The sequence below is a fragment of the Paraglaciecola sp. genome (assembly GCF_039942875.1).
In the GTDB taxonomy this organism is placed as follows: Bacteria; Pseudomonadota; Gammaproteobacteria; order Enterobacterales; family Alteromonadaceae; genus Paraglaciecola.
In genome coordinates, this window is record NZ_JBDVBQ010000054.1 from 104,432 (window position 1) to 120,221 (window position 15,790).

Sequence of the window (15,790 nt, forward strand, 5' to 3'; positions counted from 1 at the left end):
TTTGCAAATGAGTTAATCCTCAAGAAATATTCGGTTCATACCCCATAGTGATTACAGTTTGATTATTTTTAATGTAACTATCTAACCAAACGCAAGTATCGTCATAATTTATTGGCTTAGAACAATAATATCCTTGAATATAGTCACACCCAATATTCTGTAGTTCTTCAAATATAGCTTGCGTTTCAACACCTTCAGCGACAACTTCTTTTCCTAATCTGTGGCAGAGCTCTAGCATTGACTTTACTATAGAGAAGTCTTCCAAGTTAGCTGTAATCTGCATTACAAATGAGCGATCAATTTTAATGATTTGAGCAGGTAGCTCTCGCAACAAAGACAAGGAAGAATAACCAGTCCCAAAGTCATCTAGTGCAATAGTAACCCCCATTGAGGTTAAATTATAAATCACATATTTAGCCCTTTCCATATTCAACATAATGGCACTCTCTGTAATTTCAAAACACAATAACGAGGGTGAAATAGGGTAGCGTTCTAAGCAATCACGAATATAAGGTACTAGCTCTTTGTCTAATACATCTGAAGATGAAAGATTAACACTCATACATACCGGCAAATAATCTCGATTCCAGCCATATGCCTTTTGTATAGCTTGTAAAATAACCCAGCGTGTGATTTTACCAATAAAACGACTCTGCTCAATTAATGGAATAAACTCTGCAGGAGAAATAATAGTGCCATTAGCTTGAGGCCAGCGAATAAGAGCTTCAAACCCCTTTAAGCGGTTGTCAGCAGGACTCAAGATAGGCTGGTAATATAGCTCGAACTCTTGCTCCAATAGCGCATCATTAATTTTAGATATCACACTTATCTTTTTGGGAGATAGTGTGTCTATTGAGGGGTCGTACAATACATAATTTTGATTATTCTGTTTAGCCACATACATGGCAATGTCTGCATTTTTCAATAGAGCTTCACTATCAAAGCCATTTTCAGGAAACATAGCAATACCAATGCTCATATCAATAACCAACAGATGGTCATCAATGGCAAAAGCATCTTCCATCACGTCGGTCAACTTTTGAGCTTCACTTAAACATGAGCTTTCATCTACGTTATTAATAATTAAAGCAAACTCATCTCCACCTAAACGAGCAATGACATCAGATTTTAATAAGCTGTTTTGTATACGATCACCAATTTGAATTAAAAGCTTATCTCCAACGGCATGGCCTAAGGTGTCGTTAATTTCTTTAAAGCGATCTAAGTCAGCCATGATAATCGCAAAAGGCGCGCCCTTAGAAATAGCCTGATTTAAGTACTCTGAAAAATACAAACGGTTGTATAATTTAGTTAAAGGGTCGCTCCTAGCTTCTACATAACGGGCATCTGCATTCTTTTGAATTTGTGTCATCGAACTTAAGCTCAAACGAATTACTATAATGACAAAAGCTCCCCCACCAGCCAAAATAGCAGAAAGCCCTAACTCCAAAAATGTGACTGGATTGGATAATAATACTAATAAAAAGAACGAGTAGCCTAATATGAAAGTCAATATAAGTATGAATAGCAAATACCAACTTCGGTACTCAATACTTTGACAAATTCGATAGCTAGGCTTTACCGCTAAAGCCAAAAAGACTAAGCCACACAAAACAAATAATACTGAAGCAGCTTCTATCATGGATTCACAAATCTCTTTTCAGGTGTATAAACTTAAATTAAATATAGCTATTAGATGGGTACCCTTTTTTCATAGGTATTTTTAGAGGAGAAACTCATCCTTGTTTTAAATCATGTAAAATAAATCATTTCACAGCCTTCAATAATTTTAACGACTGTAAGTCGTAAAACCCCATTGCGGCTAAATCAATAGTTGGTAAATATTAAAGTAAATTCAAGCTAATCACTTATGCTTTTAGTCTATTAAGTATGCAGTTTTAGTAAAGGTTTGAAAATAAAGACTAAAAAACAGTGAAACCTTATTTTAACTTCTCAGGTCTATGTTGCCTGAAGCTAAACCTCTGTTTTATTCAAAGTATAAATAGTCACCTTTAAAATCATTCACAGGAGTAACAATGAAAATCTGTACACGCTTTTTTCTCGCTACATTTTTAATGATAGCCACCATGACTAACCTACAAGCAAACGAAAAACCAAAGCTCATCATTTTTGATGTGAACGAAACCTTGCTTGATCTTGAGTCAATGCGTACTTCAGTGGGTAAAGCGCTGAATGATGACGAAAGCCTGTTACCTTTGTGGTTTTCTACTATGCTGCATTACTCACTGGTAGATACCACTAGAGGAGAGTTTCATGACTTTGGAAAAATTGGTGTTGCTGCGTTACAAATGGTGGCTAAAAACAACGGCATTATCTTAACTGACGAACAAGCAAAACAAGCCATAGTGCCCCCCTTGCTATCTCTTCCTCCACATCCAGATGTTCGTGAAGGTTTAACTCTGTTAACGGACGCAGGTTATAAGATCATCAGCTTAACCAATAGCTCAAATACGGGTGTAAAAGCACAATTCGCTAATGCAAATTTAACGCAGTTTTTTGTTGAGCGCTTAAGTGTTGAAGACATAGGGTTCTACAAACCAGATTTACGTAGTTACGAATGGGCACTAAAAGAAATGGGCGTAAAACCAGAAGAAGTACTTATGGTAGCAGCACACGGTTGGGATATAGCAGGGGCAAAATCTGCCGGCTTACAGACTGCTTTTATTGCTCGCCCAAATAAGCAACTTTATCCACTCGCTCCGCAACCAGATTATTTGGTTAATGATTTATTGGAGTTAGTTGAAGAGTTAAACAACGCATACCCCGAATAAATTCGTTCGGGATAGTACCAATCAATACAAACAAGCGGCCTCAATACTGGCCGCTTGTTTATAAACACTAAAAGCATTGAGTGAATTAAGCCTGCCCTGCAGGAAGACCATAAGTACCGGCGTGAATACTTTCAACGTCGATACTATCGAAGCTATATTCTGCGTGGCAATATTGGCAATTCATTTTTATATCGCCATCTTTTGCCACAATATCTAACAACTCATCTTTGCTCACATTCGTTAAAGCTTGGGCACTGCGCTCTTTACTGCAACTACATTTGAAAATGACACTTGTAGGCTCAAACAGCTCTACTTCTTCTTGATGATATAAGCGATGTAAAATATCGTTGGCTGATAACAAGAATAACTCTTCATCTTTAATGGTGTCGGTTAAAGTGCTTAAGTGGTCAAAATCTGTATCTGTTTTTTCTGTAGTTTGACTGCTAGTGGGTAATACCTGTAAAAACATGCCACAAGCTTTAGCTGCGTCATCTGAAAACTGGGTGCGTAAAATGACCTTAGTCGCTAACTGCTCTGACTGTTCAAAGTAACCTTCAATACATTCAGCCAAAGTAGGCTTATCTAACGCCACCATGCCTTGATAACGCTCCCCCTTTTCTGGGGTAATAGTAATCACTAAAACACCTTTTAGTACCAATTCAGAGAACGCTTCTGGCAACTCGGTTAATTCTTCATCCCACCTTGCCACACCACGCATCTTCTGCTTATCAGTACCGTTTATTACAGCATAACTTAAAGGGCCTTTTCCCTGAATTTGAATGGCTATATCCCCCTTAAATTTTAAGGTTGCGGTTAGCAAACTAGTGGCAGCCATTAACTCACCCAGTAGTTTTTGAATCACTGAGGGGTAAGGATAAGAATCTAGAATAGCCTGATAACTAGATTGCAAACGTACTAGTTCTCCTCTGACATTCCCTTGATTAAATAGATAACGATGAAGTTGGTCAAATGCCATGTGTGTATACCTTGAATATTACTGTTGCTTAAATTGGATGATTTGTCGGCGTTGCTTCTTATCAGGCCGATGTAAAGGCTTAGGACTATGAAAGGCGCTAAGTTTACGCGCTTCAGCGTTACTTGCACGCAGCTTTTTACTGTCTTCCGTTTCTTGATACATAAGTTGTGCAGCAGGCGCGCCTTGTCGCTGCTCTGTTACTTGTTGCACCACCACATCTTTAAAATCGAAACCTTGGGGAACTTTTATAGAAGCTCCAAGCTCTACAATTTTACTAGGTTTGCTGCGGTGACCATTGTAATGTACTTTACCAGCTTGCACAGCATCTCTAGCTAAGGCGCGAGTTTTGAAAAAACGGGCGGCCCATAACCATTTGTCTAGACGAACGCTTGCAGGGATATCAATATTTTTTTTCATGATAAATTTGTCGTTTTTTTGTAACGTTTAGGGTTTAGAGTTGTAGCGCTCGCTCCTACTCGCTATTATTAGGACTTATTTGCTTAACTAATAATCTAGCAAGCATGTTTTGACATTTTAATCAGTCCCACCGAGAGACAATGACAGTCGCAAATTATAACTTCAATCAACTATGGCTCCAATTAGTTAAAAATCAACATAAAATTAATTTTGTGGTGGTTGTACTATTGAGTATTTTTCTTCTAGCCTATGCAGCTGAATTAACATGGCGATTATGGCCGCACCCAGAGCAAACTAGCGGCCAAAGCACACTTACATCAAATAAAAAAACTCGCTCGAATAGTCCTCAAACTCTTAATTTAGCTGCCCTAAAAAGATTGAATTTATTTGGCGATTTAACCGCTAAGCCAGTTCAAGAGAAAAAAGAGAAAGTAACCGATGCTCCCGTTACTAGATTAAAATTAACCCTAACAGGTGTGGTGACAAGTACCGAAGAAGGCCACGGTGCTGCAATTATAGAAAACCGCAACCAACAAGAAACTTATGGTGTGAAAGATGAAATTGAAGGCACCAATGCTACCTTAGAAGAAGTTCACGTTGACCGAGTAATTATTAGTAACAATGGGGTAAATGAAACCCTAATGTTAGATGGCGTGGATTACAACAAACCATCTAGTCGTTCTGCGACTAAACCACGCCCAACACCCCGAGCACAGTCTCCACGGGATGAAGATGAGAATCGGCGTACTTTATCTTCAGATGCATTACAAGCTAGGCGAGAATTACAGCAAAAACCCAGCAGTTTTACCGATTATATTGCTGTTGCCCCTAATAGAGAAAATGGAGAGCTAACAGGGTATCGTGTGAGTCCAGGTAAGAACTCATCTTTATTTAAAGAAGTAGGCTTAAAGTCTGGTGACGTTATCACTGATATTAACGGCTTAGATCTAACAGATATTCAACAAGGCCTTGAAGCAATGAATTTATTAAGAGAATTAGAGTCTTTACAAATGACAATACAACGTAAAGATGAATTACTTACCATCTACCTTGATTTGCCCGAACGGGAAGAGGAACAATAAACATGAAGTCTATTATACGCTTAGCTACATCAAGAGCATTACTCGCCATCGCGAGTGGTGCCTTCTATGCAATGTCTAGCTTAGTGGCAGCCGCCGACTACTCTCCAAATTTCAAAAATACAGATATTGGCGAATTCATTAATATTGTGGGTAAAAACCTGCAAAAAACCATTATTGTTGATCCTAATGTTAGGGGAAAAATCACTGTACGTAGTTACGACTTACTTAACGAAGAGCAGTACTACCAGTTTTTCCTTAATGTATTGCAAGTGTATGGCTACTCAGCTGTGTCTATGCCAAGCGGTGTTATCAAAGTTATTCGTTCAAAAGACGCCAAGGCTTCTAATATTCCGGTAGTAGAAGGCAGCCCTTTCGATGGTGATGAGATGATAACCCGTGTTATGCCTGTCTATAACGTACCGGTTCGTGAACTTGCGCCTTTGTTGCGCCAACTTAACGATACCGCTGGCGGTGGTAACGTTGTAAGTCACGATGCATCAAACGTTATGATGCTGACAGGCCGCGCCGCAGTGGTGAATCGTTTAGTAGAAATTATTGAACGCGTAGACAAGGCCGGAGATGAAGAAGTAGAAATCGTTAAGTTAAAATTTGCATCTGCCACTGAAATAGTGCGCATTATTGAAAGTATTAACAAATCACAAAGTAAGGCCAATACTTCAGGAAAGTCTGACCCACGAGTCGTTGCCGATGATAGAACTAACAGCATCATTGTCAGTGGAGACATAAAAGCCCGTCAGCGTATCGTCAATTTAATTGAGCGTATGGACCAAGAACTAGAAACCAGTGGTAATACTCGGGTTATATTCCTGAACTACGCAAAATCGGAAGACCTAGTCAAAGTTCTACAAGGTGTGAGTGCAAGTATTCAGGCTGAAGAAAACGGCGCCACCAAAGGAAAGTCAACCAGCAATCGCGAAGTCAGCATTGACTCTCACGAAGACTCAAATGCATTAGTAATAACTGCAGAGCCAGATATGATGCGTTCTCTCGAAGACGTAATCCGCAAGCTAGATGTACGCCGCGCGCAAGTACAAGTAGAAGCCATTATTGTTGAAGTGTACGAAGGCGACGGCACCACACTAGGGGTGCAATGGGCCAGTGAAGATTACGGCGGAACTCAGTTTTCTAATGGTGTAGTGGGTATTGGCTCATTGGCGGTAGGAGTTGAAGAAGCTTCAGATACGACTACTACTGTTATTGCGTACGATGATGATGGCGACCCATCCGGTACTTACGATTCAGTTGAAGAAGGCGATTATTCTACTCTAGCTTCTCTAATGAGCAGTGTTAGCGGCTTTCTAGTAGGAGGAGTATTTGATGGCTGGGGTGCCGTGTTACAAGCAGTTAGCTCCGATACTAATGCCAACATACTAGCCACACCACACCTAACAACCATGGATAACGAAGAAGCTTACTTTATTGTTGGCCAAGAAGTGCCCATTATCACAGGCTCAACAACGGGTACTAATAACGCTAACCCATTCCAGTCTATTGACCGTCAAGAAGTGGGTATCAAGCTTAAAGTGACGCCTCAAATTAATGAAGGTGATGCCGTTCAACTATTGATTGAACAAGAAGTATCTAGTCTTAGTGGCGCCACTAGTGTTGATATTATTACCAATAAACGTGAGATCAAAACCTCAGTTATTGTAGATGATGGCGGCACAATCGTATTAGGTGGATTAATAGATGAAGACGTACAAGAAAGTGTATCTAAAGTGCCTTTGTTAGGCGATATCCCTATTATTGGTCACTTATTCAAGTCAACCACAACGAGTAAAAATAAGCGTAATTTAATGGTATTCATTCGCCCAACTATTATACGTGATGGCGTGACCATGAATGAAATCAGCAAGCAGAAGTATCAATACATACGAGCTCAGCAATTAGAGCATCAAGCTGATGGTATTCCTTTAATGCCCTTTAGTGATGCACCATCACTACCAGAATGGGACGACTCATTAAGCTTGCCTCCTTCGTTTAACGACTATATCGAAAGCAAAGATCTAGAAAAGGATGACGAATAGTTATGCCTGATGTCGATGAAACTTTAGGACGAAGTGCTTTAGAAGCAGAGGAGCAGTCATTATTAGAAGCGGGCGCTGATATAAATGCCCCTATTGATGAGCCTGAGCATAAGCAACTTGCATTTAGTTTTGCAAAAAGGCATCAAGTCTTGCTAGATACAGGCGAGACGCCTGCAATTTTATACCATACCTTAGAAACTCAATTCCCCGTATTTGCTGAGGTTAGACGGTTTTTGGGAGCCGAGTTCCGCCTTAAAGAGATTGAAGTTGACCAGTTTGAATCCTTGCTAACTAATGCTTTTCAGCGCGACTCTTCTGCTGCTAAACAATTAATGGAAGACATTGGCAACGAGACCGACTTGTTTAGCCTAGCTGACGAACTACCTGATACCGAAGACTTACTCGAAAGTGAAGATGACGCACCTATCATCAAATTAATCAACGCCATGTTAGGGGAAGCGATTAAAGAAGGGGCATCTGATATTCATATCGAAACCTTTGAAACCCAGCTATTGGTGCGATTTAGGGTCGATGGAGTACTGCGAGAAATTTTACGACCAAATCGTAAAATGGCGTCTATGCTAGTGTCTCGTATTAAAGTTATGTCTAAAATGGATATCGCCGAAAAACGCGTGCCACAAGATGGTCGTATTACCTTAAGAATTGCTGGTAGAGCCGTTGATGTGCGGGTTTCAACTATGCCTTCTAGCCATGGCGAACGAGTTGTATTACGTTTATTAGATAAGAACAATGTAAGATTAAACCTTGAAGACTTGGGTATGACCAAGGTAAACCGAGATCATTTTTCAAGCTTAGTTCGTAAACCCCACGGTATTATTCTGGTAACCGGTCCTACAGGTTCTGGTAAATCTACCACCTTGTACGCTGGCTTAAGTGAAATTAACTCAAAAGACAGAAACATTCTGACGGTAGAAGATCCTATCGAATTTGATTTACAAGGCATCGGACAAACCCAAGTAAATGCCAAGGTTGATATGACCTTTGCTCGGGGCTTACGTGCAATATTAAGGCAAGATCCAGATGTGGTCATGGTTGGGGAAATACGTGATTTAGAAACCGCTCAAATTAGTGTTCAAGCAAGTTTGACCGGTCACTTAGTGATGTCAACCTTACACACCAACACCGCAGCAGGTGCAATCACACGCTTAGAAGACATGGGTATTGAGCCCTTTTTGTTATCATCAAGTTTACTAGCGGTGTTGTCACAAAGACTAGTCAGAACCTTATGCCCAGATTGTAAAGTCAGTCACACACCTAGCGAACAAGAATGCCAAATTTTAGGTATTCATTCAGCGGCTGAGGCTAAAAGTGTATTTTCCCCTAAAGGTTGTGCTGCCTGTAACCAAACAGGCTACCGAGGCAGAACAGGTATTCACGAGCTATTAATAGTCGACGAAGGTATTCGTGAGTTAATGCATAATGGTCATGGCGAGCAGGCGATAGAGAAGTATATTCGCCAGTCTACCCCCAGCATCCGAGAGGACGGCTGTAATAAGGTATTGTTAGGATATACATCACTTGAAGAAGTGTTGCGTGTAACTAGGGAAGACTAAATGGCTGCATATGCTTATCAAGCCATGGAGAAAAGTGGCAAAACCAAAAATGGGGTGTTAGAGGGTGACAACCCTAGGCAAGTAAGGCAGTTATTGCGCGAGCAAGGGCTAATACCCATGCAAGTAGACCAAGTCGCTGAAAAAGAGCGTAAGTCTCAGCAAGGTTTTACCTTATTTAAAAATACTATTTCTGCCTCTGATTTATCCTTGTTGACCAGACAACTTTCAACCTTAGTAGAGTCAGCGCTTCCAATAGAAGAAGCCTTACTAGCTGTGGCTGAACAATGTGAGAAACCTCGTCAGAAAAACATGATGATGGCGGTTCGTAGTAAGGTTGTAGAAGGTCATACTTTGGCTGACGCTATGGCAGAATTCCCCCATGTATTTGATGATTTATTCAGAGCTATGGTGGCGGCAGGAGAAAAATCAGGACATCTAGATACTGTATTAAACCGCCTAGCCGACTACACCGAAAAACGCCAACAAACCAAAAGCCAAATTACCCAAGCTATGGTTTATCCCTGCATTATGCTGTTTTTTGCCTTTGCAATTGTATTGTTACTATTGACGCAAGTTGTACCCAAAATTGTGGGGCAATTTCAGCATATGGGGCAAGACTTGCCAACCATTACTCAAGCTTTAATTACGGTTAGTGATTTCTTGCAAGCATACGGTATTTTTGTATTTATTGCTTTGGTACTCATCATAGTCATCATTAATCGAGTGCTGCAACAACCTACTATGAAAATGCGTTACCACAAATCGATTTTGAGCATGCCCATGTTAGGAAAAATATCTAAGGGCCTGAATACTGCTCGCTTTGCTCGTACATTAAGTATTTTATCATCCAGCGCCGTACCATTACTTGAAAGCATGCGTATAGCCGGTGATGTGTTAGAAAACTTACATATCAAAGAAGCAATCAAAGAAGCTGCAGGCCATGTAAAAGAAGGCTCTAGTTTACGGGCGTCTTTAGAACAAACAAAAATGTTTCCGCCTATGATGATGCATATGATTGCATCGGGTGAGCGCAGCGGTGAGCTACAACAAATGTTAGGCCGGGCGGCTGATAACCAAGACAGACAATTTGAATCTTTAGTGAGCGTATCACTCAAAGTATTTGAACCAATCTTAATAGTGACTATGGCAGTGGTAGTTTTGCTGATCGTTATCGCTATTTTACAACCAATTATGGCTTTAAACTCTATGGTGAATATCTAATGAAACAACATTTAAAACCTATTGCATCTCTTAAATCTCAAGGCTTCACATTAATAGAAGTCATGGTGGTACTGCTTATCATCGGCATTATGGCAGGTATGATTGCGCCGCAAATATTAGGAAATCAAGAAGAAGCGCAAGTTAAAACAGCAGCTATTGATATTCAAAGCTTAGAGAACGCATTAACTCAATATAAGTTAAGCAATAACGTGTTTCCTACTACTGAACAAGGGTTAGAAGCCTTAGTAAGCGAACCAACGATTGATCCTATCCCTCGTAACTACAGAGCAAATGGCTATATCACACGTTTACCTAATGATCCTTGGGGTAATCCTTACCAACTTTTAAGTCCAGGCGAATTAGGTCAGTTTGATATCTTTTCAAACGGACCAGACGGTGAACCAGGTACAGAAGACGACATTGGTAACTGGAACCTTAACGACTACTTAAACTAATCAGTTTGAGCGCCCTCTATGTGCAAATACTTCTCCAAGCATCAAAAGCAAACTGGTTTTACCTTAATAGAGGTAATGCTGGTATTGCTTATCATGGGCTTGGCAGTAGGGGCTGTGGTACTCAACTATTCTGGTGAAAGTGCTCAGGACAGACTGAAGAAACAAACCCAACGTTTGCAGATTGTCTTTAATATGGCGGCTGACTTTGCCGTGCTTAACCAAAGACAATTGGGTCTGCGAATAGAAGAAGACGAGAATACATATTATTTTATGTATTTAGATGAAGAGCAAGCTTGGCAAAAACTCGAAGATGATAAGTTATTAAGTGACCATACTTTGCCACAAGAGTTTTCCATTGAATTATCTCTAACGGATTTACCTTGGGATACAGGTCAAAGCTTATTTAGTGACGACGACCTATTTGAAGAAGACTTTTCTCTTTCTGAAGATGGCACTGAAATTGGTAACGAAGAAGACAAACCCCTCGACCCACCTCAAGTTTTTATTTTCTCTAGTGGCGAAATCACTCCCTTTTCTCTGTCGTTAGCTTACGAAGCTGACTTTGGTAATGAGCAACCTGTATACTTTAGAGTGAATGGCCAAGATATAAGTCCAATCGAAATGGAAGGCCCTTTAAATGAGCTATAAACATAGCTCTGCAGGCATGACGTTACTAGAAGTTATGGTGGCACTTCTTATATTTGCATTAACCGCTACTGCTATTATGAAAGCCGCCAGTGAACATTTAACCAGCGTTTCTCAAATTGAGGACATTACCTTTGCCACTTGGGTGGCTAATAATCGATTGTCTCAATTACATGTTGATACTAGCTGGCCTGTCAAAAACAACAAGAAAGGCTCCCAAGAGATGGCCGGTCGTACTTGGTATTGGCAACAAACAGTAGAAAAAACCAGTGATTCTGAAATGGTTCAAGTTGAAGTGTCAGTTGGTTTAGATGAAGACTACGAAGGGGTTGTTAGTTCTGCCGTCACATTTATAGCGAAACAAGACTAACCATGGCTGCAATTAAGTTAAGACGTAACCGTGGTTTTACACTACTTGAAATACTGGTTGCTATTGCGATTTTTGCTTTAATTGGGGTAGCAAGTACTGGTGTTTTAAACTCGGTAATTGAGAGCGATCAATTATCAGAAGAGAGGTTCGCCAAACTAGAAGAATTACAACGAGCTATGTTGACCATAGAGCGGGACATCATGCAAATGACTAATCGCTCAGTAAGAATTAATGGTGAAGCAAGCAGTGTGGTTGTGTCAGGTGGTGAAGATGTAATGTCTAGTGATGCAGGAGGTTTAGCCTTTGTACGCGCTGGATGGCATAACCCTCAGATGTTACTCCCCCGCAGTACCTTACAAAGTGTCGGCTATCGTTTACAAGAAAAAGAGTTGCAGCGGGTCTATGGTAACTATGTTGACAATGTAATTGGATATGAACCTAAAGTTAGGGTGCTATTGTCAGACATAGAGGACTTTCAAGTTAGCTTTTTGACCGATGAAACAAAGCTAGAAGATGCCGAAGACTGGGAAGAGATATACTCAAGTGAGGTGTTGCCACTTGCAATATCAGTCACTATTTCTAGTAAAACCTTTGGTGAAATACGCCGAGAGTTTTTGGTGGGAGGCAGTGAATAATGCATCTTAGGCCTTCAAAGCAAGGTGGAGTAGCCCTTATTATAGTGCTAATGATAGTCGCAATAGTGAGCGTATTAGCCACAGAAATGGGGTCTCGCTTACAACTGCAAATCAAACGCGCCTCAAATATAAAAGATAATAATCAAGCATATTGGTATGCCATGAGTGCAGAGCAATACGCCCGTAAATCAATAAAAGATTTAGTCGAGAATGACAGAGATTTAATTTATTTAGATCAGGCATGGAATCAAGAATATGTATTCCCTGTTGATGGTGGTGGCATTGAAGCCAAACTGGTCGATATGCAAAGCTGCTTTAATCTGAATGCCCTGAGAGATCCTGGCGGTACATCAAATAACAATGCTGGCACAACTGCAGAGGCAAGCTCCGATACAACTACCACTGCCACAACGGCTTTGCCAGATAGAGTATTAGCCTTTCAAAGGTTATTGGAATTGGTTGAGGGTGATATTCCCACCTATAACGTAGAAACCATTCGTGATTCCTTACTGGATTGGTTAGATGAAGATGACCAACCTACTCAACTTGGTGCAGAAGATGGTGAATATGAAAGCCGGCAATTTCCTTATTTACCAGCCAATAATTTTATGGCCCATAAATCAGAATTACGTCTAATACACGGTGTTGAAGTGCAATGGTTAGAAAAACTACTAGAGCTAGTATGCGTGCTCCCGAGTGATAGTTTATTTTTAATCAATGTAAATACGGTTACCGAAGAAAACGCAGCAGTGATAGGGGCTGCAACCGGGTTAAGCTTAGCCGATGCCCAGTCTGTTTTAGCAAACCGCGGGGCTGAGGGGTTTCAAGAAGCTACAGATTTTTTAGCAGAGCCTGCTATAACAGCCTTGTCACTCAGTGATGAACAAAAAGAATGGTTCGATGTCACAACTTCGTATTTTATGTTGCACACCAGAACTAAGTACAATAACGCCACTTTCGCGATGCAAAGTGTGTTAAAAATAAATGAAGATAACAGCGTAACAGTTGTTAGCAGAGAATTTAGCGGATTCTAAGCTATATAGTCAAGCCACTACAAAGTACGCGAGTTAGAGGTGGTTTGAGTATATAATCGTACATTCAAATTGTTAAACTAACATGATAAGTCAAAAGGTAATATAACCAAATGGAACAGTTAGTGGTGCGTTTAGGTGCCAGCTCACACGAGCCAATTCATTGGCTTGTGTGGTCCAGCCAACAAAATGAGATTATTGCATCCGGTGAGCTACCCTCAGCCGAGCATCTTGCCACTTTAGCTGACAGGGCGGGAGGCAGGCCAATATGCGCCTTAGTACCTACTAGTGATATTTTACTTAAATGGGTGACGTTACCTGCTAAAGCCGGGCGTAAAGCCATTGCAGCCATCCCGTTTATGTTAGAAGAAGATATAAGCGGTGACATTTACGAGCAATTTTTTGCTTTAGGCCCCAAAAAAGGGGATAAACAAGCTGTAGCTATTATGCAAAAAGCCACGATTACAACTTGGTTAGAGTTAATTCAAAAAGCGGGGCTAAACTGCGACCAAATGTTGCCGGATATCCTAGCGTTACCTAGAGCTAATAAAGAAGCTTGGTCTATTTTGGAGCTAGGCGAACAACTTTTAATTCGCCAAGATGACTGGGCTGGACTACAAGGTGAAGTGACTTGGTTAAAACAAGCACTAAACCATCAAGCCAGACGCAATGAAACGCCTTTGCAAGTCAGTGACTATTCTGGTGTAGATTTAGCAGATATTAATAATCTAGAAGTCACTAGTCAGCCTTTAGAACTCCCCATGAAAGTACTCGCCAGCGGTGCTAAAAATAGCACCTTCAATTTGTTACAGGGCGAATTTAAGGTTAATAACAAAAAATCTGGTTCATTGAAAAAATGGCGTGTTGCTGCAGTATTAGCCATCATTGCGTTAAGCACAACCTTAATTGACAAAAGCCTTGAACAACAAAGAGTGTCTAAAGAGCTAGCCAGTTTAAAAGAACAAACAGATAAAGCTTACAAAAGCGCTTTCCCAAACTCTGGAGCTTACCGTGATTTAAGACGTACTATGACTCGTCAAATGCAAAGCCTCGAACAAGGGGGCGGCGGAACATCAATGTTAGTGATGCTGAACCAGCTAGAGTCTGCATTTGGAGAGTCTAAGGTTAAGCCTCAAACCCTGCGATTTGATAAAAAACGTACTGAAATTCGTATCCAAGTGATAGCCGCTAACATTGACGCACTAGACAAATTTAAGCGCCAAGCTGAAGCCCAAGGTTTTGAAGTAGAGCAAGGGGCCATTAATCAAAAAGGCAACCAAGTTGTCGGCACCTTATCGGTGAGGAGCTAAACACTATGGAAAAAATTAAAAACATATATCAGCAATTAAATGAACGAGAAAAACGTCTAGTTTTAATATCTGCTGTATTTGTAGTAGTGGCGATATTTTATTGGGGTATTTGGTCACCTTTAACTACCTCTATTGAAAAAGGCCAAGCCGCCATAGATAGTCAAAGAAACCTGCTAACTTGGGTCCAAAAAAATGCCAATCGAGCAGCACAGTTACGCAGTAGCTCTGGCCGTGTTAGTGGCTTTTCTGGCTCATTACCACAAGCAGTAAATCAGGCTGCCAATAGGTTAAAAATTGTTATTTCACGCATGCAACCTCAGAACAATGAAATCCAAGTGTGGGTAGATCAAGCGCCTTTTAATGATGTGTTGAGTTGGCTACAAAGCCTAGAAAAAATGGGAATTATCATTCTAGATATAGATATCGCTGAATCGGACTTACCCGGTCATGTTAAAATTCGTCGCTTAAAACTAGGAAAATCATGAAGTCAGTATTGAAGTGGAGCCTCTTGGCTTTAGTGGTTTATGCCATTTTTTTAGTTGTTAAATTGCCTGCAGTGCAAGTGCTTACTCGGATAGATTTAGGTAAGGATCTTAAAATAAGTGGTATTTCTGGCACTATTTGGGAAGGACAGCTAGAACAAGTGGTTGTAAACGGTATCCCATTAAATGACGTAAACTGGTCTTTATCCTTTTTTCCACTTTTGACAGGAAAAGCTAGCGCAGAAATAAGCGCCGGAAACATTCGTGATTTAGAACAAATATCCTTAAATGGTTCGGTCACAATTTCTCAACAAAGAGTTCAGGCTGAAGATTTAGTTGCTTACGTTCCCGCTGAGTTGGTGGTGAGTGCTTTGCCTTTACCCATACCAGTTGAAGCAAATGGCCGTTTTAAAGTACAGCTAACATCCCTTGATTATACTAAAAGTTGTCAGGTTATTGATGGTGCCGGGCAATGGTTAAATGCCAGTTTTACTGGCCCTAAAGATGTGATTAATTTAGGTAACTTCAATGCAGACTTAAGTTGCTTAGATGAAAATATCATTGTAGATGTCAAAGAGCCCAACAGTTTTGGTTTATCGGCTAAAGTGACACTACCAGCTAATATGAAATTTAAAGTGAATGGGCGCTTTAAACCTGATGCTGATTTACCCAAAGAAGTCCATCAAGCTGCTACTTTTTTCGGAAAGCCTGACGCAAACGGTTACTACCCAATCAAATTTTAATCACTGCAA

Annotated in this window: 16 protein-coding genes; 13 read left to right on the forward strand and 3 right to left on the reverse strand. The window is 40.5% G+C overall.

Annotated elements, in window-relative coordinates; genetic code table 11:
- Positions 1 to 19: 19 nt before the first annotated feature.
- The gene (locus ABJE44_RS19270) at positions 20 to 1,642 is read right to left on the reverse strand and encodes an EAL domain-containing protein (protein WP_348110881.1); all 1,623 of its coding nucleotides are present in this window, start codon (positions 1,640 to 1,642) and stop codon (positions 20 to 22) included.
- Between the two features lie 445 nt (positions 1,643 to 2,087).
- On the opposite strand from ABJE44_RS19270, the gene ABJE44_RS19275 reads away from it, so the two are divergent.
- Positions 2,088 to 2,792, forward strand: a complete 705-nt coding sequence (locus tag ABJE44_RS19275; protein ID WP_348111084.1) for a haloacid dehalogenase type II — start codon at positions 2,088 to 2,090, stop codon at positions 2,790 to 2,792.
- Between the two features lie 85 nt (positions 2,793 to 2,877).
- Here ABJE44_RS19275 and hslO read toward each other — a convergent pair whose 3' ends face one another.
- Both hslO and hslR read right to left on the reverse strand, forming a co-directional pair.
- Positions 2,878 to 3,768 carry an Hsp33 family molecular chaperone HslO gene (gene hslO / locus ABJE44_RS19280; RefSeq protein WP_348110880.1) on the reverse strand — a complete coding sequence of 297 codons (891 nt, stop codon included), beginning with the start codon at positions 3,766 to 3,768 and terminating at the stop codon, positions 2,878 to 2,880.
- An 18-nt stretch (positions 3,769 to 3,786) separates the two neighbouring features.
- Positions 3,787 to 4,185, reverse strand: coding sequence for a ribosome-associated heat shock protein Hsp15 (hslR, locus tag ABJE44_RS19285; protein WP_348110879.1), 399 nt, complete (start codon positions 4,183 to 4,185; stop codon positions 3,787 to 3,789).
- A 140-nt stretch (positions 4,186 to 4,325) separates the two neighbouring features.
- On the opposite strand from hslR, the gene gspC reads away from it, so the two are divergent.
- The 12 genes from gspC to ABJE44_RS19345 all read left to right on the forward strand — a co-directional run bounded on the left by gspC (position 4,326) and on the right by ABJE44_RS19345 (position 15,781).
- Positions 4,326 to 5,267 carry a type II secretion system protein GspC gene (gene gspC / locus ABJE44_RS19290; RefSeq protein ID WP_348110878.1) on the forward strand — a complete coding sequence of 314 codons (942 nt, stop codon included), beginning with the start codon at positions 4,326 to 4,328 and terminating at the stop codon, positions 5,265 to 5,267.
- Positions 5,268 to 5,269: 2 nt separating this feature from the next.
- Positions 5,270 to 7,315, forward strand: coding sequence for a type II secretion system secretin GspD (gene gspD / locus ABJE44_RS19295; protein ID WP_348110877.1), 2,046 nt, complete (start codon positions 5,270 to 5,272; stop codon positions 7,313 to 7,315).
- A 2-nt stretch (positions 7,316 to 7,317) separates the two neighbouring features.
- The gene (gene gspE, locus ABJE44_RS19300) at positions 7,318 to 8,889 is read left to right on the forward strand and encodes a type II secretion system ATPase GspE (RefSeq protein ID WP_348110876.1); all 1,572 of its coding nucleotides are present in this window, start codon (positions 7,318 to 7,320) and stop codon (positions 8,887 to 8,889) included.
- Positions 8,890 to 10,110, forward strand: a complete 1,221-nt coding sequence (gene gspF / locus ABJE44_RS19305) for a type II secretion system inner membrane protein GspF (protein WP_348110875.1) — start codon at positions 8,890 to 8,892, stop codon at positions 10,108 to 10,110. It begins immediately after the preceding gene.
- A complete protein-coding gene (gspG, locus tag ABJE44_RS19310; protein WP_348110874.1) occupies positions 10,110 to 10,565 on the forward strand; it encodes a type II secretion system major pseudopilin GspG in 456 nt (151 codons plus the stop codon). The genes gspF and gspG overlap by 1 nt, the downstream gene beginning before the upstream one ends.
- An 18-nt stretch (positions 10,566 to 10,583) precedes the next feature.
- Complete coding sequence (gspH, locus tag ABJE44_RS19315; protein WP_348110873.1) at positions 10,584 to 11,213, forward strand: type II secretion system minor pseudopilin GspH; 630 nt, start codon at positions 10,584 to 10,586, stop codon at positions 11,211 to 11,213.
- Positions 11,203 to 11,580, forward strand: a complete 378-nt coding sequence (gspI, locus tag ABJE44_RS19320) for a type II secretion system minor pseudopilin GspI (protein WP_239024080.1) — start codon at positions 11,203 to 11,205, stop codon at positions 11,578 to 11,580. Before gspH ends, gspI begins: the two co-directional genes overlap by 11 nt.
- A gap of 2 nt (positions 11,581 to 11,582) precedes the next feature.
- Positions 11,583 to 12,215, forward strand: coding sequence for a type II secretion system minor pseudopilin GspJ (gene gspJ / locus ABJE44_RS19325; RefSeq protein ID WP_348110872.1), 633 nt, complete (start codon positions 11,583 to 11,585; stop codon positions 12,213 to 12,215).
- Positions 12,215 to 13,249 carry a type II secretion system minor pseudopilin GspK gene (gene gspK / locus ABJE44_RS19330; protein WP_348110871.1) on the forward strand — a complete coding sequence of 345 codons (1,035 nt, stop codon included), beginning with the start codon at positions 12,215 to 12,217 and terminating at the stop codon, positions 13,247 to 13,249. The genes gspJ and gspK overlap by 1 nt, the downstream gene beginning before the upstream one ends.
- A gap of 110 nt (positions 13,250 to 13,359) precedes the next feature.
- Positions 13,360 to 14,556, forward strand: a complete 1,197-nt coding sequence (gspL, locus tag ABJE44_RS19335; RefSeq protein ID WP_348110870.1) for a type II secretion system protein GspL — start codon at positions 13,360 to 13,362, stop codon at positions 14,554 to 14,556.
- 5 nt (positions 14,557 to 14,561) lie between these two features.
- Positions 14,562 to 15,041, forward strand: a complete 480-nt coding sequence (locus tag ABJE44_RS19340) for a type II secretion system protein M (protein WP_348110869.1) — start codon at positions 14,562 to 14,564, stop codon at positions 15,039 to 15,041.
- Positions 15,038 to 15,781: a type II secretion system protein N gene (locus ABJE44_RS19345; RefSeq protein WP_348110868.1), complete on the forward strand. Its 744-nt coding sequence runs from the start codon at positions 15,038 to 15,040 to the stop codon at positions 15,779 to 15,781. The genes ABJE44_RS19340 and ABJE44_RS19345 overlap by 4 nt, the downstream gene beginning before the upstream one ends.
- The last annotated feature ends 9 nt before the right edge of the window (positions 15,782 to 15,790 follow it).

Bases quoted from the DNA above. Each gene is read 5' to 3' on its own strand.
- ABJE44_RS19270 (WP_348110881.1), bottom strand. From the start codon at position 1,642: ATGATAGAAGCTGCTTCAGTATTATTTGTTTTGTGTGGCTTAGTCTTT.
- ABJE44_RS19275 (WP_348111084.1), top strand. From the start codon at position 2,088: ATGACTAACCTACAAGCAAACGAAAAACCAAAGCTCATCATTTTTGAT.
- hslO (WP_348110880.1), bottom strand. From the start codon at position 3,768: ATGGCATTTGACCAACTTCATCGTTATCTATTTAATCAAGGGAATGTC.
- hslR (WP_348110879.1), bottom strand. From the start codon at position 4,185: ATGAAAAAAAATATTGATATCCCTGCAAGCGTTCGTCTAGACAAATGG.
- gspC (WP_348110878.1), top strand. From the start codon at position 4,326: ATGACAGTCGCAAATTATAACTTCAATCAACTATGGCTCCAATTAGTT.
- gspD (WP_348110877.1), top strand. From the start codon at position 5,270: ATGAAGTCTATTATACGCTTAGCTACATCAAGAGCATTACTCGCCATC.
- gspE (WP_348110876.1), top strand. From the start codon at position 7,318: ATGCCTGATGTCGATGAAACTTTAGGACGAAGTGCTTTAGAAGCAGAG.
- gspF (WP_348110875.1), top strand. From the start codon at position 8,890: ATGGCTGCATATGCTTATCAAGCCATGGAGAAAAGTGGCAAAACCAAA.
- gspG (WP_348110874.1), top strand. From the start codon at position 10,110: ATGAAACAACATTTAAAACCTATTGCATCTCTTAAATCTCAAGGCTTC.
- gspH (WP_348110873.1), top strand. From the start codon at position 10,584: ATGTGCAAATACTTCTCCAAGCATCAAAAGCAAACTGGTTTTACCTTA.
- gspI (WP_239024080.1), top strand. From the start codon at position 11,203: ATGAGCTATAAACATAGCTCTGCAGGCATGACGTTACTAGAAGTTATG.
- gspJ (WP_348110872.1), top strand. From the start codon at position 11,583: ATGGCTGCAATTAAGTTAAGACGTAACCGTGGTTTTACACTACTTGAA.
- gspK (WP_348110871.1), top strand. From the start codon at position 12,215: ATGCATCTTAGGCCTTCAAAGCAAGGTGGAGTAGCCCTTATTATAGTG.
- gspL (WP_348110870.1), top strand. From the start codon at position 13,360: ATGGAACAGTTAGTGGTGCGTTTAGGTGCCAGCTCACACGAGCCAATT.
- ABJE44_RS19340 (WP_348110869.1), top strand. From the start codon at position 14,562: ATGGAAAAAATTAAAAACATATATCAGCAATTAAATGAACGAGAAAAA.
- ABJE44_RS19345 (WP_348110868.1), top strand. From the start codon at position 15,038: ATGAAGTCAGTATTGAAGTGGAGCCTCTTGGCTTTAGTGGTTTATGCC.